At 70.7% G+C, this 22,651-nt stretch carries 22 protein-coding genes; 15 read left to right on the forward strand and 7 right to left on the reverse strand.

All coding sequences use genetic code 11. The annotated features are described in order from the left end of the window. Positions 1 to 24 precede the first annotated feature (24 nt). A complete protein-coding gene (locus tag AQJ46_RS45630; RefSeq protein ID WP_059211265.1) occupies positions 25 to 1,341 on the forward strand; it encodes a hypothetical protein in 1,317 nt (438 codons plus the stop codon). A gap of 26 nt (positions 1,342 to 1,367) precedes the next feature. Here the strand turns inward: AQJ46_RS45630 and AQJ46_RS45635 are convergent, their stop codons facing one another. The 5 genes from AQJ46_RS45635 to AQJ46_RS45655 all read right to left on the reverse strand — a co-directional run bounded on the left by AQJ46_RS45635 (position 1,368) and on the right by AQJ46_RS45655 (position 5,692). Continuing rightward, positions 1,368 to 2,102, reverse strand: a complete 735-nt coding sequence (locus tag AQJ46_RS45635; protein ID WP_059211266.1) for a prepilin peptidase — start codon at positions 2,100 to 2,102, stop codon at positions 1,368 to 1,370. 60 nt (positions 2,103 to 2,162) lie between these two features. After that, positions 2,163 to 2,528 (reverse strand): fic family toxin-antitoxin system, toxin component, encoded by a 366-nt coding sequence (locus AQJ46_RS45640; RefSeq protein WP_107117465.1) that lies wholly within the window; start codon positions 2,526 to 2,528, stop codon positions 2,163 to 2,165. 8 nt (positions 2,529 to 2,536) lie between these two features. Further along, entirely contained in the window at positions 2,537 to 2,758 is a 222-nt protein-coding gene (locus tag AQJ46_RS45645; protein WP_059211268.1) for a hypothetical protein, read from the reverse strand. 284 nt (positions 2,759 to 3,042) lie between these two features. Next, entirely contained in the window at positions 3,043 to 4,326 is a 1,284-nt protein-coding gene (locus AQJ46_RS45650; RefSeq protein ID WP_059211269.1) for a cytochrome P450, read from the reverse strand. Between the two features lie 16 nt (positions 4,327 to 4,342). Next, positions 4,343 to 5,692 carry a glutamine synthetase family protein gene (locus AQJ46_RS45655; RefSeq protein ID WP_059211270.1) on the reverse strand — a complete coding sequence of 450 codons (1,350 nt, stop codon included), beginning with the start codon at positions 5,690 to 5,692 and terminating at the stop codon, positions 4,343 to 4,345. 344 nt (positions 5,693 to 6,036) lie between these two features. Here AQJ46_RS45655 and AQJ46_RS45660 point away from each other — a divergent pair, with 344 nt between their 5' ends. The 10 genes from AQJ46_RS45660 to AQJ46_RS45705 all read left to right on the forward strand — a co-directional run bounded on the left by AQJ46_RS45660 (position 6,037) and on the right by AQJ46_RS45705 (position 16,157). Then, positions 6,037 to 6,225 carry a ferredoxin gene (locus AQJ46_RS45660; RefSeq protein ID WP_059211271.1) on the forward strand — a complete coding sequence of 63 codons (189 nt, stop codon included), beginning with the start codon at positions 6,037 to 6,039 and terminating at the stop codon, positions 6,223 to 6,225. Positions 6,226 to 6,230: 5 nt separating this feature from the next. Beyond that, positions 6,231 to 7,439 carry an NAD(P)/FAD-dependent oxidoreductase gene (locus AQJ46_RS45665; protein WP_059211272.1) on the forward strand — a complete coding sequence of 403 codons (1,209 nt, stop codon included), beginning with the start codon at positions 6,231 to 6,233 and terminating at the stop codon, positions 7,437 to 7,439. A gap of 11 nt (positions 7,440 to 7,450) precedes the next feature. Continuing rightward, entirely contained in the window at positions 7,451 to 8,263 is an 813-nt protein-coding gene (locus AQJ46_RS45670; protein ID WP_059211273.1) for an acetoacetate decarboxylase family protein, read from the forward strand. Positions 8,264 to 8,386: 123 nt separating this feature from the next. Continuing rightward, a complete protein-coding gene (locus AQJ46_RS45675; protein ID WP_059211274.1) occupies positions 8,387 to 9,847 on the forward strand; it encodes an aldehyde dehydrogenase in 1,461 nt (486 codons plus the stop codon). After that, complete coding sequence (locus AQJ46_RS45680) at positions 9,840 to 10,775, forward strand: 3,4-dihydroxyphenylacetate 2,3-dioxygenase (protein ID WP_059211275.1); 936 nt, start codon at positions 9,840 to 9,842, stop codon at positions 10,773 to 10,775. The genes AQJ46_RS45675 and AQJ46_RS45680 overlap by 8 nt, the downstream gene beginning before the upstream one ends. Positions 10,776 to 10,785: 10 nt before the next feature. Beyond that, positions 10,786 to 11,631: a fumarylacetoacetate hydrolase family protein gene (locus AQJ46_RS45685; protein ID WP_059211276.1), complete on the forward strand. Its 846-nt coding sequence runs from the start codon at positions 10,786 to 10,788 to the stop codon at positions 11,629 to 11,631. A gap of 37 nt (positions 11,632 to 11,668) precedes the next feature. Continuing rightward, on the forward strand, positions 11,669 to 12,280 hold the full coding sequence (locus AQJ46_RS45690) for a TetR/AcrR family transcriptional regulator (protein ID WP_059211277.1): 612 nt from the start codon (positions 11,669 to 11,671) through the stop codon (positions 12,278 to 12,280). Positions 12,281 to 12,462: 182 nt separating this feature from the next. Then, a complete protein-coding gene (locus AQJ46_RS45695) occupies positions 12,463 to 13,908 on the forward strand; it encodes an APC family permease (RefSeq protein WP_059211278.1) in 1,446 nt (481 codons plus the stop codon). A 57-nt stretch (positions 13,909 to 13,965) separates the two neighbouring features. Further along, positions 13,966 to 15,456, forward strand: a complete 1,491-nt coding sequence (locus AQJ46_RS45700; protein ID WP_059211279.1) for an aldehyde dehydrogenase — start codon at positions 13,966 to 13,968, stop codon at positions 15,454 to 15,456. Continuing rightward, on the forward strand, positions 15,453 to 16,157 hold the full coding sequence (locus AQJ46_RS45705; protein ID WP_059211280.1) for a gamma-glutamyl-gamma-aminobutyrate hydrolase family protein: 705 nt from the start codon (positions 15,453 to 15,455) through the stop codon (positions 16,155 to 16,157). Before AQJ46_RS45700 ends, AQJ46_RS45705 begins: the two co-directional genes overlap by 4 nt. A gap of 8 nt (positions 16,158 to 16,165) precedes the next feature. On the opposite strand, the gene AQJ46_RS45710 is transcribed toward AQJ46_RS45705, so the two are convergent. Continuing rightward, positions 16,166 to 16,738, reverse strand: coding sequence for a MarR family winged helix-turn-helix transcriptional regulator (locus AQJ46_RS45710; protein ID WP_059211281.1), 573 nt, complete (start codon positions 16,736 to 16,738; stop codon positions 16,166 to 16,168). 88 nt (positions 16,739 to 16,826) lie between these two features. On the opposite strand from AQJ46_RS45710, the gene AQJ46_RS45715 reads away from it, so the two are divergent. Beyond that, positions 16,827 to 17,750 (forward strand): LLM class flavin-dependent oxidoreductase, encoded by a 924-nt coding sequence (locus tag AQJ46_RS45715; protein ID WP_059211282.1) that lies wholly within the window; start codon positions 16,827 to 16,829, stop codon positions 17,748 to 17,750. Positions 17,751 to 17,786: 36 nt separating this feature from the next. On the opposite strand, the gene AQJ46_RS45720 is transcribed toward AQJ46_RS45715, so the two are convergent. Continuing rightward, complete coding sequence (locus AQJ46_RS45720; protein WP_059211283.1) at positions 17,787 to 18,788, reverse strand: helix-turn-helix transcriptional regulator; 1,002 nt, start codon at positions 18,786 to 18,788, stop codon at positions 17,787 to 17,789. A gap of 260 nt (positions 18,789 to 19,048) precedes the next feature. Here AQJ46_RS45720 and AQJ46_RS45725 point away from each other — a divergent pair, with 260 nt between their 5' ends. The 3 genes from AQJ46_RS45725 to AQJ46_RS45735 are packed head-to-tail and all read left to right on the forward strand — an operon-like array spanning position 19,049 to position 22,650. Next, positions 19,049 to 20,083: a sugar ABC transporter substrate-binding protein gene (locus AQJ46_RS45725; protein WP_059211284.1), complete on the forward strand. Its 1,035-nt coding sequence runs from the start codon at positions 19,049 to 19,051 to the stop codon at positions 20,081 to 20,083. Between the two features lie 9 nt (positions 20,084 to 20,092). Next, on the forward strand, positions 20,093 to 21,667 hold the full coding sequence (locus AQJ46_RS45730; protein WP_059211285.1) for a sugar ABC transporter ATP-binding protein: 1,575 nt from the start codon (positions 20,093 to 20,095) through the stop codon (positions 21,665 to 21,667). Beyond that, positions 21,664 to 22,650, forward strand: coding sequence for an ABC transporter permease (locus AQJ46_RS45735; RefSeq protein ID WP_059211286.1), 987 nt, complete (start codon positions 21,664 to 21,666; stop codon positions 22,648 to 22,650). The genes AQJ46_RS45730 and AQJ46_RS45735 overlap by 4 nt, the downstream gene beginning before the upstream one ends. Position 22,651: the final 1 nt, after the last annotated feature.

Below are 22,651 nucleotides of genomic sequence, written 5' to 3' on the forward strand. Positions count from 1 at the left end.
TGCGCTGAGTGATTGGATGGAGACGTGGAAGACACCACCGACCACCCGTTGGCTGTGGCGCGCCGTGCGGCCGGCAAGACGATGGAGGAACTCGTCTCCGGAATCCATGCCGCCGCCGCGCGGCGGAATCTGCGCTCAGGGACCGATGAAGCGCGGGTGCGTAAATGGCAGCGCGGCGTCCGACCCAGCGAGGAATCCCAGATCTACATCGCCGAAGCACTCGGCTGGCCCGCTGACATCGTCCGCGCCGACGACTGGCCGAACTGGCTGCCGCTCACCGCCAACGGGGTGGTCCCCCTCGGCCCCCACAGCTCCGTGCCCGCCCTGAGAGAGGCCCAGCGAACAGCGATGGAACGCCGCACCTTCCTGACCATCTCCGGCGCCGCCCTGTCCGCCCTGGCCGCGGAATGGGCCGGCGGCCCCGCAGACGCGCTCGCACAGGCCCACGACGGCAAACCCGTCGGCGAAGACCTCGTCCACTCCCTGGAGAACTCCACCCAGCATCTCGCGGGCCTGTCCACCGAGGAGCGACAGCACACCCCCGCACTCCTGGACGCCCACCTCGCCACGGTGACCGAACTGCTCGAACACGGCCGCTACACGCCCGCCCTCGGGCTGCGCCTGCACACGCTGGCCGCCTCCCTCTCCCAGACCGTCGCCTGGCACGCCTTCGACCTTCGCCGTCACACCCACGCGAGCCAGAGCTGGGTCGCGGGCCTGCACAACGCCCACGCGGCCGGCGATCACGACATGGGCGCCGGGCTCCTGGGGGACCTCGCCTACCAGGCTGCCTGGCGCCACGATCACACCACCGCAGCCAGCATCCTCAACTACGCCCTGACCCGCGTGCAGAATCCCGCCGCCCGCTGCCTGCTCCAATTGCGCCTGGCCCGCACCCTCGCCGCACGCGGCGACCGCAGTGAACGCAGCGCCGTGCTGAGAGCTCTCACCGCCGCCGAGCACCACCTCAACGACGCCGGCACCGACCGGCCCGCCTGGTGCGCCTGGGTATCCGAGGCCGACCTCGCCGTCGACTCCGGACAAGCCCTCCTCGACCTCGGCGACACCAGCCGCGCCCACCAGCTCATCAGCGAAGGCGAACGCCTGCTGCCGCCCGCCCGGGACAAAACGAGAGGCGTCTTCCTCGCCTACCGCGCCGCCAGCTACCTCGACCTGAAGGAACCCGAACCCGCCGCGGCCGCCGCAACCCAGTCCCTGCTCCTGGCCCGCCGCATCGGAGCACCCCGCTGCGCCCGCCTCATCGACGACCTGCTCCCCCGCTTCGAGCCCTACACCCGCGCGCAAGGCGTACCGGAACTGTTCCAACTCGCCGCTGCCTAGACCGAGATGTGACTCGGCTCGCACGGTCACAGAGATTGAGAGCCCAAGAGGATCCCGACGAACGCGCCGGCCAGGAGAAACGGGCCGAACGGGATCGCCGTCGTGCGTCCGGCGCGCCGCGCGAGAATGAGACCGACGCCGTACAGCGCACCGAACAGGTATCCGGCGAAGGTGCCGATCAGCAGGATGCCCCAGCCGTACCAGCCCAGGACGGCCCCGAGCGCAGGTGCGAGTTTCACATCGCCGAAGCCGAAGCCCCTGGGGTTGATCAGGAAGAGCACGAAGTAGCAGGCGCCGAGCGTGAGAGAGCCGATCAGCGCGGTGCGCCAGTTGCCGCCGGCACTGGGCAGCAGCGCGGCCCCTCCGAGCCCGGCGAGCGCGGACGCCGTGAGCGGCAGGACCACCACGTCGGGAAGACGGTGCACCGCGAAATCGACCGCGGCGAGGAGCAGAGCGATCGGGGCGAGCAGCAGCCACACCAGCAACTCGGGACGCCCTCCGGTGGCCACCGCCAGTACGGCACAGACCACAGCCATCACCAGGGCGATAACAGGCGTACTCGGCCCGAACGTATCCCCCTCGGTGCAGCGGCCCCGCCCCAGCCACCCGTTCCAGACTGTGCCGAGAGAGTGCCCCGCCGGGCAGGCCGTTCGCCACGCCTCCTCAGGCAGTACGGAGAGACGGTAAGCCGCGCGCGGTATGAGCAGGCCGGTGCCGGCGCCCCACAGGGCCGCTGTCGCGATGATCCAGAACGTCTCCACCGGAGGGAGCCTATGCTCAGCCCGGCCGGTGTCGCGGACGGCCCGTACCGGGCGTGCACCTCAGCCCCAGGTCTTGAGCGCCTCCGCGACCTGACGGACGTCGCGGCGTCCCGCGACGATTTCGGCGACCAGCGTGATCGCCTCCTGGCTGCCGACTTTGACCTGGATGCCGCTGGCGTGGAGATACGCGTAGGCGACCTGTGCGGCGAACAGTTCGTTCGAGTGTTCAAGGGCCGGGATCCGTGCGAGGGCGTGGAGGAGCGCGGCGGCACGGTGGTGTACGGCCGGGTAGACCAGGGTTCCCATGACTTCGTGCCGGTGGCGTGCGACGGCGGCGGCCAGCGCACCGTAATCGGTGACGTCGGGGTCGCCGGGTACGAGGTTCTGCGCGATGTCCAGCAGCCAGCGCTCATCAATGAGCACCACAGGGGGCATCAGGCGGCGTGGCTGCTGGGGCCGGTCCCGAAGCGGTCGACGAAGGCCTGCCCGTGCTCCTCAACGAAGGCCTTCGCTCCCTCGAGGAACCGGGTCCGCGCGAGGTCGGCGGTCAGCCGACGGCTCGCGTACTGATCTGGGTCTTCACGATCATCGGCGGCACGACGCTGCAGTTCTTCGAACGTCTCATCGTCTACCTCGATGCGGATCTCCTTCGCCATGCCCCCCACGGTAGCCGGACCATGGCCCTGCCGGGGAGGGGATGAGCGCAGCGGCCGGCCGAAAGCAAGGAGTCCTCGAGAACGGCCCGCCAAGCGACAAATCAGGTGGAAGTGAGGCAGAAGAAAGGGGCAATGGCCGTTAGACGGCGGGGTGCCCCTCAATTTGCCAGTGAACGTACCGTGTGATCGTCGACGGGCTGGTGGATCTTCACGCGTGGGGCCGCCGACCGGTCCATCGACCTGTCGTGGTCTTAAGAGACTGACAGTCGTAGCACGAGCTGTCATCAGGCGAGCGTGACCTCGACGGGCAACTTCTTGATGCCGTTGACGAAGTTGGAGCGGACGCGCGGCACGTCACCGGCCAGGCGGATACCGGCGATGCGCGGGATCAGTTCCTCGAACATGATGCGGATCTCGGTGCGGGCGAGAAGGTTGCCCAGGCACAAGTGGGGGCTGCCCTTGCCGAAGGTGACGTGGTCGTTGTGCTGCCGGGCCACGTCGAGGTCGTAGGGGTTGCCGAAGATCTCCTCGTCGCGGTTGCCGGAGGCGTACCACATGACGACCTTGTCGCCCTCCTTGATCCGCTTGCCGCGGAGTTCGACGTCCCGGGTCGCCGTGCGCCGGAAGTGGTAGACCGGGGAGGCCCAGCGCAGGAACTCCTCGACCGCGGTCGGGATCAGGGACGGGTCGCCCTTCAGCCTCGCCAGCTGATCGGGGTGTTGCAGCAGGGCCAGCATGGAGTGGGAGATGGTGTGCCGGGTGGTCTCATTGCCGGCCACCACCAGGAGCAGGAAGTAGTTGTCGAAGTCCTGCGCGGACAGCGGGATGCCGTCGCGTGGGGTCGAGTTGACCAGTTTTGACACCAGGTCGGTACCGTCGCCGCCGCGCCGCTGCCGGGCCAGCTCCCGGCCGTACTCGAAGACCTCCAGCGAGGCGGGTGAGCGGAAGGGCAGATCGCGGTACTTCTCGCTCTCAGCGCTGTGCAGGAGCACGTCCGCGTAGTCCGGGTCGGTGTTGCCGATGATGCGGTTGCCCCAGTCGATGAGCTGCTGGTTGTCCTCCGGCGGTACGTCGAGGAGGCGGGCCAGCACGTTGATCGGGAAGTCCGCGGAGACATCGGCGACGAAGTCGAACGTCCCCTTGGCGAGGGCCGCGTCCAGGGTCTGCGCCGTCAGCCCGCGCAGGAAGTCGCTGTAGCTGTTGATGACACCGGCGCCGAAGTGCCGCTGGATCACGCTGCGCAGGGCGCGGTGGCGGACGCCGTCCATCTCCAGGATGGAGGCCCGCTTCTTGATCTGGTCGTCGTCGACCTCCTCGAGGTTGACGAACCGCGTCGAGGTGAAGGTCTCCGCGTCGCGGTCGACGGTGGCGATGTCCGCGTGCCGGGTCACCGCCCAGAAACCGGAGTTGGGGGCCTGTTCGGGCTGCCAGTGCACCGGGTCCTCGCGGCGCAGGGTATGGAACATCCGCCAGGGCGTCACCCCGTCGGTGAAGTTGTCGAGGTCGGCGAGATCGACGTCCGCCAGGGGCATCGGCTCGTTCACGGCTGGGGTCAGGATCTCGGTCATGACTGGCTCCTCGACGTCACAGGTGGTAGGCGTATTCGGTGAACTCCCAGTCGGTGACATGCCGTTGGAAGCGGTCTACCTCGTTGCGCTTGTAGGTGAGGTAGGAAGTGGTGAAGTCCTTGCCAAGCAGCCCGGCCAGGTCGGTGTCGGCCTCCAGGGCGTCGAGCGCGGCGGGCAGGTCCATGGGCAGCACGGCCGCTTTCGAGGTGTCGTAGCCATAGCCCCTCAGCGGGGCGGGGGGCTCCTGCCCGGCGAGGACGCCCAGGAGAGCGGCAGCTGCGGTGGCGGCGATGGCCAGGTAGGGGTTGGCGCTCGCGTCCCCGAGGCGCAGTTCCAGCCGGGCGCCGGAGCCCCGCTCGGGCGGGATGCGCACCATCGCGCTGCGGTTGTCCAGCCCCCAGTCGATCAGCCAGGGGGCGAGCGTGTCGGGGCCGAAGCGCTTGTACGAGTTCACCGTCGGGTTGACCAGTGCGGCCAGGGCGGGCGCGTGGGCCAGCACACCCGCGATCGCGTGCCGGGCGGTGTCCGACAGCCCGTGGGCGCCGCCGGGGTCGTCGAAGGTGTTGCGGTCGTCGGCGCCGGCACAGGAGAGGTGCAGGTGGAAACCGGAGCCACCGGCGTCGTTGAAGGGCTTCGCCATGAAGGTGGCGAGCCTGCCCTCACGCCGCGCCAGCTCCTTGATCGCTGCCTTGAAACGGAAGGCCCGGTCCGCGGCGGACAGGGCGTCGGAGTGGAGCAGGTTGATCTCGAACTGCCCGCCGTCGAACTCGTGGTTCCCGCTGATGACCCCGAGGTCCAGGTCGCGGAGCTGCCGCAGGGTGCGCAGCAGGTGGTTGTCCAGGTCGGCGCGCAGACCGGCCGTGTAGACAGCTCCCGGTGTGCCGGCGTAGCGCTGCCAGCCGCCCGCCGGGTCCGGGTCGCACAGGAAGTACTCCAGCTCGGGTCCGACGACCGGGCTCAGCCCGTGCTCCTCGCACCGGCCGAGGACGGTCCGCAGCAGGTCGCGCGGTGACTCGGGGGCCGGAACCCCGGTGGCCGGGTCGAGGATGTCGCCGAGACAGGCGGCGACGCCGGGCTCCCAGGGCAGGGCGGTCAGGGTGGAGAGGTCCGGCCGTACGCAGATGTCCGGCAGGCCGGCGTCCAGGCCGCCGGAGACCGGGACCACGTCCCCCTGGGGGCTGGTGTGGTAGACCGCCCGGCAGAAGGCGAGCCCGTGTTCCACGGCCCGGGGCAGTTCCTCGAGCAGCACGTCGCGGGCCCGGTCCGTGCCGATCAGGTCGGGATACGTCACCCGCACCACGTCGATGCCGTCGGCGGCGAGCCGTTCCATGTGGCGGCGGACTTCTGACAGGTCTTGAGCGCTCACCGTTGTCTCCTCGGGCGGCTGTCGGGTCACCTCCGGACGGCGGGTCCGGCAGATGGGGTGGCTTGGTGGGACCGGCGGGGCGCGGTGGCAGGAGCAAGCCTCCGGCATGTCATTTGACATCAAACGGTATGGAGGGAAGCGACCCTCCCGCAAGAGGTCGAGGCCAATAATTTATCCATCCGGATAGGTATTGACCAGAGGGCAGGGCGCACCTACCTTGTTTGATGTCAAACGAGTTAAGGGTGCGGTCTCCACAGTGATCGCCGCACCCCTTTGGCCTGGGTCCGATCCCTTGCGACCGGGCCCCCACCCCCTTCGCCCCCGCGCTTTCAGGAGGACCGGCCATGAAGGTCGTCGTCGACATGAACAAGTGCCAGGACCACGGTCAGTGCGCCTTCGCCGCTCCGGACGTCTTCTCCATGGACGAGACCGGGCACCTGCTGTACGTCTCCGACCCCGACGACGCCCTGCGCGACGAGGTCGAGGAGGCCGCCGACGTGTGTCCGCTGCAGGCCATCCGGATCGAGGCCTGACTCCCATGACCGCACGCATCGTCGTCGCGGGCGGCTCGATGGGCGGACTGCGGGCCGCCGAACAGCTGCGTGCGGCGGGCTGGACGGGGGCCGTCACTGTCGTCGGCGACGAGCCCCACATGCCCTACAACCGGCCACCACTGTCCAAGGAGGTCCTGGCCGGCAGGGCCCCGTTCGCGTCACTGGCCTTCACCCCGAAGGCGGCCGCCGCCGACGTGGAGTGGCGGCTCGGCACCAGGGTCGTCTCCGCACGGCTCACCGAGCGGACCGTCGCACTCGACGACGGACCGCCCCTCTCCTACGACGGTCTCGTCGTCGCCACCGGCATGCACCCCCGGCGTCTGCGCTGCCCCGGGCCGCTCACGGGTCGTCACACGGTCCGCACCCTCACCGACGCCCAGGGACTGCGGGACGAACTCAACCGCCCCGACGTGCGGGTGGTCGTGGTGGGGGCCGGGTTCATCGGCTGTGAGGTCGCCGCCACGGCCGTCGGGCTGGGCGTGCGTGAGGTGACCGTCGTCGATCCACTGCCCCTGCCCATGGTCGCACCGCTCGGCGAGCTGCTCGGCAGGGCGCTGCTGAAGCGGCACCAGGAGCGCGGGGTGCGGTTCGCGCTCGGCACCGGAGTGGCCGGCTTCGAGGGCGAGGACCGTGTCACGGGTGTCGTGCTGAGCGACGGCACCGTGCTGCCCGCCGACGTGGTGGTTGAGTCGGTCGGCTCGGCCGCCAACGTCGAATGGCTGGAGGGCAACGGCCTCGACCTGTCCGACGGAGTGCTCACCTGCGGGCAGCTACGGGTCGGCGGACGGCCGGAAGTGGTCGCCGTCGGCGATGTCGCCCGTTTCCCCAACGCCCGCTACGACGGCGTACCGCGCCGTGTGGAGCACTGGTCGATCCCCACCGACACCGCAAAGCACGCCGCCAAGGCGCTCGTCGCCCATCTCACCGGTACGGAAGCCGAGTTCGCCCCCTTCGCGCCGTTGCCCACCTTCTGGAGCGACCAGCACGAGTTCCGGCTCCAGTCCTTCGGCGCACCGACCCTCGGCCTCGACGACGTCCGCGTCCTCGACGGCGACGAGGACGGTGACGTTCTCGTGGGCTACCACACCGGCGGGCGGCTGGTCGGCGTCGTCGCGCTCGGCGGTCAGGCCGCCGCGATGGGCGCCGCCCGGTATCGCGCCCAGTTGCTCAAGCAGCCCGCACTCACCGCATAAGGAACTCTGTCATGTCCTCTGTCCGTGGCTACTTCTTCCCCAAGACAGCGAGCGGTGCCGCGTCGCTGATCCCGTCGCCGCCCTGGCGCTACTCCGGCGACCTGCTCACCGTCGAGTACCGGACCGACCCGGCGCGGGTGCGTGAACTGCTGCCCGAGCCGCTGGCGTTGGCTGACGAGGATCCGGGCGCGGTCGCCCTGATCTGGGCCGACTGGCAGTCCTGCTCCGGGGCCGGCGGCGAGCTGCTGGACCCCGTGCTCTCCCAGTACAAGGAGGCGTTCGCGGTCGTCCGCTGCATGTACAAGGGGCAGACCTACACGCGCTGCGTCTACATCTGGGTCGACAAGGACTTCGCCATCGCCCGGGGACTGCACCAGGGGTATCCGAAGAAGCTCGGGTCCATTCACCAAACGCGTCCGCATCCGTACGGGCCCGCTCCGCGGATCGAGGCGGGCGCGCGGTTCGGGGCGACGCTCGCCGCCGCGGACCGGCGGCTCGCCCAGGCGGTGGTCACACTGCGGGAGCCGTCGGAGACGAACGGGTTCGTCAACGCGCATCCCATGGCCCATCACCGGTGGCTGCCGTCGATCGAGAAGGGGAAAGGGCTCGCGCTGGACGAGCTGATCGAATCGGGCGCGTCCTCTGTCGAAGGTGGTCAACCATGGCTTGGCGACGCCGAGTTGGAGCTCTTCGAGGCGCCCACGGAGGAGTTGGCCCGGCTGGAGATTCGTGAGCCGATTGCTGCGTACTACCGGCAGGTCGGGGTGGTGTGGGACGGCGGGCGGCTGCTGGAGGTCGGTACGTCGGAAGCGGCTGCCGGGTGAGGCCAGTGGGCCGCTGCGGCTTGTTCGTGGCTGGTCGCGCCCGCGCGGTGGCAGCCGCAAATCGAGCACAGCCCCGCGCCCCCAGGTGGGTGCAGTCCCCCTTCGTTCAAATGGAGCCCTTCCATGACTGAGAAGATCACCGTCGCCGGTGTCCGCGTTGATACCCGGCACTGGATCGGTGGCGAGCGCGTCGCCTCCACCGAAACGTTCACCGATGTGTCGCCTATCGATGGCAGCGCGATCGGTGAGATCGCCCGAGGCGGACCTGCCGAGGCCGGCAGAGCGGTCGCCGCCGCCAAAGCCGCCTTCCCCGCCTGGGCCGCCACCTCGCGCGCCGAACGCGCCCGCATTCTCCACGGCATCGCCGACGGCGTGGAGACGCGGATCGAGGAGCTCGCGATCGTCGAGACCACCGACAACGGGGCCCTTCTGCGCTCGCACCGCCGGGGCGTGATGCCCCGTGTGGCGCACAACTTCCGGTTCTTCGCGGACTGGTTGCTGAAGCTGGAGCACGAGGACTTCGAGACGCGCGGGCACACGAACCATGTGAGCTGGGACCCGGCAGGGCCCTCCGTGCTGATCACGCCATGGAACGCGCCTTTGATGCTGGCCACGTGGAAGGTCGCACCAGCCCTCGCGGCCGGCAACACCGTCATTCTCAAGCCCGCCGAGTGGTCCCCGCTGACCGCCTCGCTGCTCGCCGACATCGCCGCCGAGGCGGGACTGCCCGCAGGCGTGCTGAACATCGTCCAGGGCTACGGCTCCGAGATCGGCGACGCCCTCACCTCGCACCCGGACGTGCGCCGGATAAGCTTCACCGGCTCGGTGCCCACCGCCAAGCGGATCGCCGCCTCGGCCGCGGCCAACCTCACCCCGCTCAGCCTCGAACTCGGCGGAAAGTCACCGCTGTTGGTGTTCGCCGACGCCGACCTCGACCTCGCGGTCGACCTCGCGGTGGAGCAGTACGACAACGCCGGACAGGTGTGCCTGGCGGCCACCCGATTCCTGGTCGAGGAGTCGATCGCGGAGGAGCTCACTCGGCGTTTTGTCGACAAGGCGATCCGTCTCCGGCAGGGCGACCCGCGCGACGAGGCCACCGACATCGGACCCAACATCCATCCCCGCCAGCTGGAGAAGATCGACGGGTTCGTGCAGCGGGCGATCGAGGCGGGGGCGCGTGCGGTCGTCGGCGGGCACCGCAAGGACGGGCAGTTCTACGCTCCGACCCTGCTCGCCGACGTCGCTCAGGACTCGGAGATCGTCCAGGAGGAGGTCTTCGGCCCGGTTCTGACCCTGCAGACCTTCGCGACCGAGGAAGAAGCGGTCCGTCTCGCCAACGACACCCGCTTCGGGCTGGCCGCCACCGTCGCCACCGGCGACCCCGAGCGCGCCGAACGCGTCACCGCGCGGCTGGTGGCCGGCACCGTCTGGGTCAACTGCTTCTTCGTACGGGACCTCCAGGCCCCCTTCGGCGGCTCCCGCCATTCCGGCGTCGGCCGCGAGGGCGGCACCTGGAGCTTCGACTTCTACTGCGACGTCAAGAACACCGTGACCGCACCGAACGGATGGAAGAACCATGGGTGAGATCGTCGGGGCGGGACTGCTCGCCCATGTGCCCACCATCGTCCTCCCGGAAGCCGATCGGCTGGAACTGAACGAGGGCAAGGAGATCACCCTCGTCACCGGGCTTCAGGAGCTGCGCCGGGAGGTGTTCGAGCGTGAGGACTACGACACCGTGGTCGTCCTCGACTCCCACTGGGCGACCACCGTCGAGTTCGTGGTCACCGCACAGCAGCGCCGAGCCGGCCTGTTCACCTCCGAGGAACTGCCGCGCGGCATGTGCCGGATGCCGTACGACTTCCCCGGTGATCCCGAACTCGCCCGCAACATCGAGAGGTTCGCCGACGAGCACGGCACCTGGATCACCGGGATCGACGACGACCACCTGCCGGTCTACTACGCCACCATCAACCTCTGGAAGTTCCTCGGTGAGGGGCTGCCGGACAAGCGGTGGGTGACCATCGGGGTCTGCCAGACCGGCGATATGGAGGACCATCTGCGGCTCGGCCGGGCGCTGGCCGACGGTATCGCCGCCACCCCGGGCCGCCGCGTCCTGCTGATCGCCTCCGGCGCGCTGTCGCACACCTTCTGGCCGCTGCGCGAGATCCGCGACCACGAGGCCAGCGACCCGGTGCACATCCGCACCCCGCAGGCCCGGGAGGCGGACTGCGAGCGCATCGCCTGGTTCAAGGAGGGCCGTCACGACAAGGTCCTCGACACCATGGACGAGTTCTGGAAGTACAAGCCGGAGGCGAAGTTCTTCCACTACCTGATGATGGCCGGCGCCCTCGGCGAGCAGAACTGCGTCGCCAAGGCCAGGCAGTACGGCGAGTACGAGAATTCCGTCGGCACCGGTCAGGTGCACCTGTGGTTCGACCGTCCGGCCGACGGCTGGACCGGCACTGCTCCGCCCGCAGCCCCGTCCCCGCGCACTCCGCACAGCCGTCACTAGGAGCCCCGTCATGCCCGAATACCGCCGCATCCTCCTGGACGGCGCCGCCGTCCAGGTCACCGTCGATGGGGACAAACTCGTCGCCGGAGACGGCCGCCGCGTCAAGACCGACGAGGCGCATCACCTGCCGCCGGTCGTCCCGTCCAAGGTGATCGCCGTCCACCTCAACCACCGCAGTCGCGTCGACGAGTTCCGCATCCAACTCCCCGACACACCCACCTACTTCCACAAGCCGGCCTCCGCCCTCAACTCCCACAGGGGTGCGATCGTCCGCCCCGAGGGCTGCAAGTGGCTCAACTACGAGGGCGAGGTGGCCATCGTCATCGGGCGGACCGCGCGGAACATCGCGCCGGAGGAGGCTGGAGAGTACGTCGCGGGCTACACCGTCGCCAACGACTACGGTTTGCATGACTTCCGTGACACCGACGCCGGTTCCATGCTCCGCGTAAAGGGCTCGGACACGCTCTGCCCGCTGGGTCCGGGGCTCGTCACCGACTGGGACTTCCGCGGCAAGAGCCTGCGCACCTACGTCAACGGCCAGGTGGTGCAGGACGGTTCGACCGACGAGATGCAGTGGGACATGCACTACCTCGTCGCCGACATCGCCCGCACCATCACCCTCCACCCCGGTGACGTGCTGCTGTCCGGCACCCCCGCCAACTCCCGTCCCGTACAGCCCGGCGACGTCGTAGAGGTAGAGGTCGAGGGACTGGGCCGCCTGACCAACCACATCGTCACCGGCCCCACCCCGATCCGCACCGACGTCGGCGCCCAGCCCACCGAGTCCGAGGAGGTGCTGTCCACCGCGCTCGGCGGTGACTGGGAGTTCCGCGGCGTCCGTGCCCCCCGTCGGTAGAGGCCAGGGCCCGCGCCCGGCGGGTAGGGTCGCGACCATGACCGAGCCCGCCGAGACCTCACAGCAACCCGGCGCCCGCGCGAGCAGGCGGCTGGGCTACGGGGAGGGGCGCGAGGCCCTGCTCAAGGCCGCGGTGCGGGTCGTGGGCCGGCGCGGACTGCGCCATCTCACCTACCGCGCCGTCGCCGAGGAGGCCGGCGTCACCCATGGCCTCGTCGTCCACCACTTCGGCTCCCGTGACGCGCTGATCGAGGAGTCCCTCGCCTACGCCGTACGCACCAGCCTGTCCAGCAGCCTGCTGGAGCCCGGTACCGGCCGGCCCGAGGACTTCGTCAGCGGGCTGCCGGCCATGGTGGAGGACGACGCGGACGGCCAGGCGTACCAGTACGAACTGCTGCTGGAGGCCCGCCGCCGCCCCGAACTGCTGCCGCAGGTGCGTGCGCTGTACGACGAGTATTTCGACGCCTCCCGGCGCGAGCTGGACCGCATCCTGCCCGAGGGGGCCGCACCGGCCTTCAACCGGCTGGTCTTCGCCGCGTTGGACGGACTCGTACTGCACCAGCTGACCGGCATCGGGGGCCGCGCGGAGACCGAGGCCGCCCTGGCCGAGCTGCGCTCCCTCCTACGTGCGCTGGGCAGCCGCGACTGAGTGTGCCGACATGGCCCCCGTCGCGTCTGCGGCGGGGGCTTTCCCATGTTCTGGGGGGTGGTTTCCGCGGCGTAAATTCCTTCCCCCGACCCCTTGCCAGATGGATAGTTCCGGCTCACCATGAGGCAACTCGTTTGACTCAAAACGACATCTCTCCCCCTTCCCTTCAGCAGGTGATCCGAGTGGACAGTCAGACGGTCGACGCCTCTTCGCAGACAGAAGAGGGCACCCGCTCCACGGCAACCCTCAAACGCAACGCCCTGGGTGTCCTGGGCATCCTCTTCTTCGTCCTGTCCGCCCAGGCACCGCTCACCGGCATCGCGGGCGCCGTCCCGATCGCCGTCGCCGTGGGCAACGGCCCCGGAGTCCCGGCCGCCTACGCCGTCGCCGGCGCGGTGATCCTGTTGTTCTCCGTGGGGTTCGTGACCATGGGACGGCACGTGGTGAACGCGGGCGCCTTCTACACGTACATCGGCAAGGGCCTCGGCCGGACCACGGGCAGCGGCAGCGCCGCGGTGGCCCTGTTCGCCTACTGTACGGTCCAGGCCGCGATCTACGGCCTGTACGGGGCGACCGTGAGCGGTCTGGTCGAGCACTACTCCGGCGGCCACGTGGCCTGGTGGGTCTGGGCGCTGGTCACCATGGTCGTCGTCCAGGTGCTGGGCGCCGCAGGCATCGAGCTCGGCGCCAAGGTGCTCGCCGTGTTCGTGCTGGCCGAGTTCAGCATCCTGCTCGTCTTCGCCCTGGTCACCCTGGTGAAGGGCGGTGGGCCCGAGGGCCTCGCCGTCACCGAGACCTTCTCGCCGGACGCCGTGATGGACGGCGCGCCGGGCGTGGCCCTCATGTTCGCCGTCGCGTCGATGTTCGGCTTCGAGGCCACCGCGATCTACGGCGAGGAGGCCCGCGAGCCCCACAGGACCGTGCCCCGGGCAACCTACCTGTCGGTGGCCGTGGTCACCGGCTTCTTCGTCTTCGTCTCATGGATGCTGATCTCCGCGTACGGGCCCTCGAAGGCCACCGCGGCCGCGGGCCGGGCGCTGGAGGGCGGCGACTCGACGCTTTTCGTCTTCGCGCCGATCGCCGACCAGTTCGGCGGCTGGGTCAACGACGTCCTGCCGATCCTGCTGGCCACCTCCCTCTTCGCCGGCATCCTCGCCTTCCATAACTCCGCCAACCGCTACCTGTTCTCCCTCAGCCGCGAGGGCCTGCTGCCGGGCCGGCTGCGCACCCTCAACCGACGCCGGTCGCCGTGGGCGGCGGGCCTGGTGCAGACCGTGATCGCGGTGCTGCTGGTCGTGCCGTTCGCCCTCGCGGGCAAGGACCCGGTTTTGACCCTGTTCTCCTGGTTCAGCGGCGTCGGCGTCCTCGCCTGCATGCTGCTGTACTTCCTGACATCGATCTCGGTGATCGTCTTCTTCCGCCGGGAGCGGCTCGACACCCGGCTGTGGCACACCCTGATCGCCCCCGCCCTCGGTGCGGCCGGCATCGCGGGAGTGATCTGGGTGGTGCTCGCCAACTTCACGACCCTCATCGGCGGCGACCCCGCCACGGCCACGTGGCTCGTCCTCGCCGTCCCGGCAGTACTGCTGCTGGGGGCCGCAGCCGCCCGCCTGGTCCGCACCCGCTGACCCGCCCGCACTCGGCCCGGCTCCCACGCGGAGCCGGGCCCCGGAACGAGGAACCCCATGCTGGACGCCACCCACGACGACCTCCTGCACCGCGCCAAGGCCCTCGACCTGCCCGCCCACCACCACATCGACGGCACCGACGAGCCCGGCGGCGGCACCACCTTCCCCGTCGTCTCACCCCGGGACGGCCAGACCCTCACCCACGTCGCCGACGCGACCGGGGCCGAGGTCGACCTCGCCGTCGCCGCCGCACGTCGCGCCTTCGACTCCGGCCCCTGGCCACGCCTGGCCCCGGCCGACCGCGGCCGTGTCCTGCTGCGGATGGCCGAACTCCTGGAGGAGGAACGGGAGAAGCTCGCCCTCACCATCACCCTGGAGATGGGCAAACCCGTCGCTGACGCGTACGCCATCGAACTGCGCGCCGCGATCAATACCTTCCGCTGGTACGGCCAGCTCGCGGACAAGCTCACCGACGAGTTGCCGCACACCGCCACCGATGTCCTCGCCCTCATCACGCGTGAACCGGCGGGCGTGGTCGGCGCGGTCGTCCCGTGGAACTTCCCTCTGACCCTCGCGAGCTGGAAGGTGGCGCCCGCGCTGGCGGCCGGCTGCACCGTCGTCCTCAAGCCGTCGGAGTACTCGCCCCTGTCGGCCCTTCTCCTCGGCCGCATCGGCACCGAGGCCGGCCTTCCGGCGGGTGTCCTGAACGTCGTCACCGGCGACGGCCCCGTCGCCGGCCGTGCGCTCGGCCTGCATCCCGGTGTCGACGTGCTGGCGTTCACCGGCTCCACCGCCGTCGGCCGGCACTTCCTGCACTATGCCGCCGACTCCAATCTCAAGCGGGTCTGGCTGGAACTGGGCGGAAAGTCACCGAACATCATCCTCCCCGATGCCCCCGATCTGGACCGGGCCGCGGCCACCGCCGCCTGGGGCATCTTCTTCAATCAGGGTGAGATGTGCACCGCCCCCTCCCGGCTCCTGGTCCACTCCTCGATCGCCGAGCAGGTGACGGAAGCCGTCGTGCGGCGCGCCGAGGAACTCCGGGTGGGCGACCCCCTGGACCCGGCGACCGAGATGGGCGCGCTGGTCAGGCAGGCGCACCTGGACCGCGTGAGCGACCACATCGCCGCCGGTCTCGCGGCCGGTGCCCGCCTGCGGACCGGTGGCGAACGCACCCTGACGGACACCGGAGGAAGCTACCTGCGGCCGACGGTCCTCGACCGGGTCGAACCCGGCTTGCGGCTGGCCCGCGAGGAGATCTTCGGCCCGGTGCTGTCCGTCCTGGCCTTCGACGACCTGGACGAGGCGGTCCGGCTGGCCAACGACACCGAGTACGGCCTCGCCGCCGGACTGTGGACCTCCGACCTGTCCACCGCGCACCAGGTCTCCCGCGTCCTGAAAGCCGGCACGGTCTGGGTGAACTGCTACGAGGAGGGCGACCTGACCGTCCCGTTCGGCGGCATGAAGCAGTCCGGCAACGGCCGTGACAAGTCCGCCCACGCCCTGGAGAAGTACACCGAACTCAAGACCACCTGGATCCAGCTGTGACCCGCCCGCTCATCGCTGTTCCGGCGCGCATCTCCGCGACGGCCTCCGCCCTGCGCTTCGCCGCCGAGGCCAACGCGCGCATGCTGATCGAGGCCGTGTGGCGGGCCGGCGGCGAACCCGTGAGCATCCACCCCGCCGACACGGAGACGGCCACCCGCCTCGCCCGCTTCGACGGCCTGCTCCTGCCCGGCGGCGGCGACCTGGCCCCGCACCGCTACGGCGCCGCCGACACCCACGACACCGTCTACGACGTCGACGGCCTCCAGGACACCTTCGACCTCGATGCCGCCCGCGCCGCCCTGGACCTGGGCCTGCCGCTGCTGGCGATCTGCCGCGGCCTCCAGGTGGTCAACGTGGCCCTCGGCGGCACCCTGGAACAGGACATGGGAGGCCCGGAGTCGGACCACCGGCACCGCGTCCACCCCGTGACCGTCAAGCCCGACAGCACCCTGAATTCGGCCGTCGGCGCTGAGAAGGCGGACGTCTCCTGCTACCACCACCAGCGCGTCGACCGCCTGGGTGCCGGCCTGACCATCACCGCCACGGCGGCGGACGGCACCGTGGAAGGCGTCGAACTGCCCTGTTCCCGCGGCTGGTTCACGGCCGTGCAGTGGCACCCGGAGGACACGGCCCACGCCGATCCGGTCCAGCAGGCGCTGTTCGAGGCGCTGGTGCGGTCCGCCGCCGGCGAGACCGTCTGAGGCCGGTGTCAGGCCCGCGGCCGGCGCCCGCTGCGTCGCGGCGCGGGCTCGGCGCCGTCCAGCAAAGTCTGCCGCCGTTCCTCACCGTTCTCCTCCACGTGCACCACGACCCGGCGCAGCCCCTCCGCGAGGCTGCGGCACTCGGCGTCACTGAGGCCCGCGGTGACGAAGGCCTCCTCCTCGTTGAACGCCGGGAACACCCGGCGCATGAGTTCCTCGCCCTCGTCGGTGAGGCTCAGCAGCACCAGCCGCCCATCGGTCGGATGGCCCGCCCGCCGCACCAGCCCACGGGACTCCAGCGTGCGCGCCACACCGGTGAGCGTCCCCTTGGAGACCCCCGCCTCCTCCGCCACATGCCGGGTCTCCGACTCGCCCCACACCCACACCACCCACAGCACGACGAACGCCGTCCAGGTCAGATCCGAGCCGCGCAGCACCGAGTTCTCCAGATGCTGCCGTACCGCGGAGGCCGCCCGGTAGATGTTCGCCACGGCGGCCATCTGTTCCCGGCGGATCGGGAAACCCCCGAGCTTCGCGTCCGCGAGCTTCTCGGCTTCGGTGATGGATCGCTGGCCGGGCACGGGCGGCTCCTTCGTGTTGTTCGGGATCAAATTGTACGAAGAGAAAGGGCAACCGGACATGACACCGCCCCGCCGCGACACTCCCCGCATGCTGCTCGTCCTCAGTGAGAACTGGACCCTGACGGGAGGCCGGGCCGATCTGCCCGCCGCCGTACGGTGGGCCCGCGAGGCCGAGGACGCCGGCTTCGACGCCGTCATGGTCAGCGAGCACATCGTCCTCGGACCCGACGCGGCAGCCGCCGGGATCATGGGCAACCCCCGTGCATACGCGCTCCCGGGCAACCAGGACCCGTACACCCCCTGGCCCGGCTCCCTGTCCCTGCTGGCGGCGATCGCCGCGGTCACCGAACGCATCCGGCTGGCCGCCGCGGCCGTCCTCGCACCCCTGCGCCACCCGCTGGCGCTCGCCCGGGAACTGGGCACCCTCGACCTGCTCAGCGAGGGCAGGCTGGTGGTGCAGCCAACGGTGAGCTGGAGCAGTGACGAGTACACGGCCCTCGGGGTGCCGTTCGGCCGGCGCGGAAAGCTCCTCGACGAGCACCTGGAGGTCTGGGCGAAGGCATGGGGCCCCTCGCCCCTGTCGCACGACGGCCCGAACTACCCCTTCCGGGACGTGTACTTCGAGCCCAAGGCGTACCGGCCCGACGGCCCCCGGCTGTGGTTCGGCGGACAGCGCCTGCACGGCCCGGTGCTGCGGCGGCTCGTACGCCACGGGCACGGCTTCCACCCGCTCGGCCGGCCAACCCCCGAGGACCTGAAGGCACTCAAGGACGCTCTGACCGGGGCGGGCCGTGACATCGCCGATCTGGAGATGGTCGGCGGCACCCAGGCCGTGTTCCCCGACGATCGCTCACCGGCCGACCTCGCGGCGGCCCTGGCCTCGATTCCCGAGCAGCTGGAGAGCGGCTTCACGACCTTCTGCATCAAGCCGAACCAGTTCATCGACGACCGGGACGGCGTCGGGCCGTTCTGTCGTGAGGTCATGCGCCGCGTGGAGGCCCTGACCTCCTGATCCCGCGACGGGCTCCTGCACCCCGCCCTGGACGGCTCACCGCTCCACGAAGCGGATCACCTGTTCCGGGGCCGGGCGCAGCAGCCCGTCGCGGACCGCGAGGGCCGTGGCCTCGGCCCGGGAGACGGCACCGGTCTTGCGCAGCAGGTGCTCCATATGCGTGTGCACGGTCCGTGGTGACAGATACAGCGCCTGCGCGATGGCCTGATTGGTCTGCCCCGTGGCCGCCCGGGTGAGCACGTCCAGCTCCCTCGGGCTGAGTCCGTACGGCAGCTCGGTGGGTGTCTCGACCACCAGCACGGCGTGCGCGATCGGCCCCGACCGGTGCCGGTGCAGGACGACCCGATGCCAGGCCCCCTCGGCCGGCCGAAGCAGGCGCAGCCGTCGCCCGCCCGTGTCGGCGAAGGCCCGAAGCAGCTCATGGAACGCCGGGTCCCGCAAGGCCCGTACGCGCTCCCGCCCCGGTACGTCGATCACCCCGCCGTCCACCACCAGGCTCGCCGCACTCTCCGGCGCGAGGTCCTCCAGATCACCGGCCCGCGGCACCGGGTCGGCCAGGGCCGCCAGGGCCGGGAGGACGGAGGCGAGCAGCCACCGCGCGTCGGTGTCGTACGCGTGCGCGTCCGAGGCGGACAGATGCACCAGGCCCACCAGCCGGCCGTGCCGGCGCAGCGCCCCGGTCACTCCGTCGCGGAAGCCCGCGGGCCGGACGCGTTCGGCGTAGAACCATCCGTCCCGGAAGCTGCCGGCGGTGTCCTCGGAGATCGACGGCGGCAGTTCCTGACGTACGACGTTCTCGTACCACGGGGTTCCGACGAACTCGGCGGCCAGGTCCTGTGAGGCCGTGGCAGTGTAGCCGATGCCCGCCACCTGGACGTGGGTGCCGGTGAACGGGTCGAGAGCCAGCAAGGTCGCCGCGTCGAGGGGCAGGGCGCGGGCCAGTTGGCGCAGCGCTTCGGCGCCTGCGGCCACACTGTCGTGCTCGCGGGTGAGCATGCCGATCCGTGTGGCGGCCGCGATCTGGCGGTGGTGGAGCATGCGAGCCTCCGGGGCCCGGGACCTCAACTAGGTCGTTTGAGCCCTAACGATATGACGGGAGGCTGTCTGCGACAAGGCGTCGACGCCACCGTGACCGAAACGAGCCTGCGCGCTGAACTCCCCGCGCGGTGATTTCGCCGTACCCGATCGGTATTTCTACGGATGGTGGCGCGGCGGCGTCAGGTCTTTCCTGTTCGGCACACCACTCGCCACCACCTGACGCCCGCCGCTCGCGGGCCCGTCCCTCGGAGAGCCCCGCCATGAACACTCCCCCATCGAGCCCGCGCCCGACAGCCTCCCGCAGACGATTTCTCACGCTGTCCGCCGGCGCTCTCGCCACCACGGCACTGACCGCCACCGGCTGTTCGGCCCCCGAGAAGACGTCCGCCTCGGGACGGGCCTCCGCAACGGTCGGCAAGGACCTGACGAAGATCGGGCTGGACTATCCCTTCACCCAGCTCCCGCTGTACTCGACCCTGGTCAAGCTGTCGAAGGCCGCCGCCAAGAAGCACGGCATCTCCCTGCTCACCACGAGCGACAACGCCGGCGCCGACACCCAGGCCACCAACCTCAAGACCTGGGTCACGCAGCAGGTCCCCGCGATCGTGTCCTTCCCAATGGTCTTCGAGGCCGCCGAGCCGATCGCCCGACAGGCCCTGGACGCGGGCCTGATCTGGGTGACGTACGGCGGCTCCCTCGAGAGCCAGAGCGCCGACATCAAGTTCAGCTTCCGCGAGGGCGGAACCCTGCTGGGCACGGCGGCGGCGCGGTGGGCCGAGGAACAGCTCGGCGGCAAGGGCAAGATCGCCTTCCTCACCGACAGCACCATCGAGCTGGGCCGCGAACGCACCAAGGGCATGATCGACGCGTTCACCAAGGCCGCCCCCGGCATCGACGTCGTGGCACAGGAACAGGCCATCGACCCTGACACCGGCCTGTCGAGGACCAAGGCGCTCCTCGCCAAGCACCCCGACCTCAACCTCGTTCTCGGCATCACCGACGCCGCCGCGTACGGCGCCTTCAAAGCCCTTCAGCAGGCCGGCCGGTCCACAGACGACGCGAAGACCTTCGTCGGCGGACAGGACGGTTCGGCACCCTCCCTGCTCGCGGTCAAGCAGGGCACCTTCTACCGCGCCTCGGCCGCACTCGCGCCGAACGACATCGCGGCGGCCATCGTCGACGTTCCCCGGGCGGTCGCCGCCGGGAAGGCCGACCCCAGTGCGGAGGTGCCGATCACCCTGGTCCAGCGCGGTGACACGGCCGAGATCGACCGACTGCTCGCCCAGAACGCATAGGGCCCTGCCATGACGACCCCCAACCTCCGCATCCGCGGACTGACCAAGTCCTTCGGCGGAGTCAAGGCCCTCGCCGAGGTGGACCTCACCGTCCCAGCGGGCCAGGTGCATGCCCTGCTCGGCCACAACGGCGCCGGCAAGTCCACCCTCATCAAGTGCCTGGGCGGCGCCTTCCCACCCGACTCCGGCACGATCGAGATCGGCGGGACGACCCGTACGCGGCTGACTCCGCGCGAGTCGATCGCCGCGGGCGTGGCGATCATCTACCAGACGCTGAGCGTGGTCGACGCGCTCACGGTCGCCGAGAACATCTTCCTCGGGCAGGAGTGGACCCGGTACGGCCGTGTCGACAGAAGCTCCCAGGAGAAGGCCGCCGCCGGGCTGCTGAAGCGGGTCGCCGCCACCTGCTCCCCGCGCGACCGTGTGGGCGACCTGCCCACGGGACAGCGCCAGTTGGTGGAGATCGCCAAGGCCCTGAGCCGCAGCGCGTCCGTGCTGGTCCTGGACGAGCCCACCGCGGCGCTGTCCGGCGCCGAGAGCGACGCCCTGGCCGCACGGGTCGAGGATCTGCGCGCCGAGGGGCTGGCCATCGTCTACGTCACCCACCTGCTGTCCGAGGTGGAGCGGCTCGCCGACGCGGTGACCGTGCTGCGCGACGGCCGCGTCACCCACCACTCGCCCGTCTCCGGGCTCTCGCGCGGCGACCTCGTCGCGGCCATCGCGGGCCGCCCCCACCAGGAGCCCGCGCGGCCCGCACCCGGTCCCGCCCGCCCCGCCGCGCCACCCCGCCTGGTCGTCGACGGCCTGCACGGACCCGGCTTCGGTCCCGTCAGTCTCACCGTCGGCGCGGGCGAGCGCGTCGGCCTCTTCGGACTCATCGGTTCAGGGCGTACACGCCTGTTGGAGACCCTCTTCGGCAGGCGAAGGGCGGGCGGCGGCACGATCCGGGTCGGGGAGCGCACCGTGGCCCCGGCCAGGCCCTCGCGGGCCCTCGCGGCCGGGATCGCCCTGGTGCCCGCGGACCGGCGGGCGCAGGCCCTCTTCCCGTCACTCACCGCCCAGGACAACGTGCTCCTGCCGACGATCCGGCCCCTCGCCCGCACGGGTGTACGGGCACTGCACGCCGAGCGGCGCGTCTTCGGATCTCTGGCCGAGGCCGTCGGACTGCGGCCCGCCCGTCCCGGGCTACAGGCCGGCACATTCTCCGGCGGCAACCAGCAGAAGCTGGTCCTCGGCCGCTGGATCAACTCCGCCCGGCACGTCGAGGTCCTGCTGCTCGACGAGCCGACCCAGGGTGTCGACGTCGGCGCCCGGCACGAGATCTACCAGGTGGTGACAGGTCTGGCCGAAGAACGCGGCACGGCCGTGCTGTTCGCCTCGAACGACCCCGAGGAAGTCGTCGCCCTCGCCGACCGCTGCCTGATCGTCGCCGACGGCCAGGTGATCGGCGAGCTGTCCGGCACCGGCCTCACCGAGCAGGCCCTGCTGTCAGCCGTCCATGCCCCGGCTCCCACGGCCGACGCCGCCTCGGACCGGGGAGAGCGTCCGGACCCGGGCGGCCCAACAACTTACGGAGCAGCATGACCACCGCCGACACCGTCCTGTCCCGCCCCCGTGTCCGTGTCCTGGCCACGGGCGGCCTGACCGCCGTACGACGTCACCCCCTGATCGTCGTACTCGCCGCGATGGTGCTGGTCTTCCAGCTCTCCACCGGCAGCTTCCTCGCCCCGGCCAACCTCAGCGGCATCGCCACCGACGCCGCCACCCTGGCCATCGTCGCCGTACCGCTGGCGCTGCTAGTCATCAGCGGCTACCTCGACCTGTCGGTCGGGTCCACGCTCGCCCTGGGCGGACTCGTCGCAGGCCGGCTGGCGAGCGAGGGACAGCCGCCCGTCGTCGCCGTCCTGGGCGCACTTGCGGCGGGTGGCGCGGTCGGCGCCGTGAACGGCGTGCTCTGCTGCCGGCTCGGTTTGTCGCCGTTCATCGTGACCCTGGGCATGCTGACGGCGGTACGCGGGCTCGCGCAGCAGCTCTTCCCGTTGCCGCTGAGCGGATTCGGCTCGGGCTTCGCGTGGCTGGGCGGGGCGAAGATCGCCGGGATCGCCGCGCCGGTCGCCATCGCGGTACTCGTCCTGGCCGCGGGTGCCCTCTTCCTCGCGTTCACCCCGTCCGGGCGGCACGTGTTCGCCATCGGCGTCAACCGGGAGGCGGCCCACCTGTCCGGGATCAACATCCGCCGTATGCCCTTCGCACTGTTCGTGGTCACCGGTGCGGCCGCCGCGCTGGCGGGGGCCATCAAGGCGTCGGTGCTGGACAGCGTGGTCGCGGGCACCTCCGGCGCCGGGTTCGAACTGGCCGTGCTGACCGCCGTCCTGATCGGCGGGGTCGCCCTCACCGGCGGTTCGGGCTCGATCCTCGGCGTGCTGCTCGGCGTGCTCTTCCTCGGCGGGCTGCAGAACGGCCTCACCCTGCTGAACGTGCCGACGTTCTGGCAGCAGATGACCCAGGGCGTGGCTCTGGTGGCAGGTGCCGCGCTGGCGTACCTCGCACCACGGACCGGACGCTGAC

This window comes from Streptomyces canus, assembly GCF_001514145.1.
GTDB classification, from domain to species: Bacteria; Actinomycetota; Actinomycetes; order Streptomycetales; family Streptomycetaceae; genus Streptomyces; species Streptomyces canus.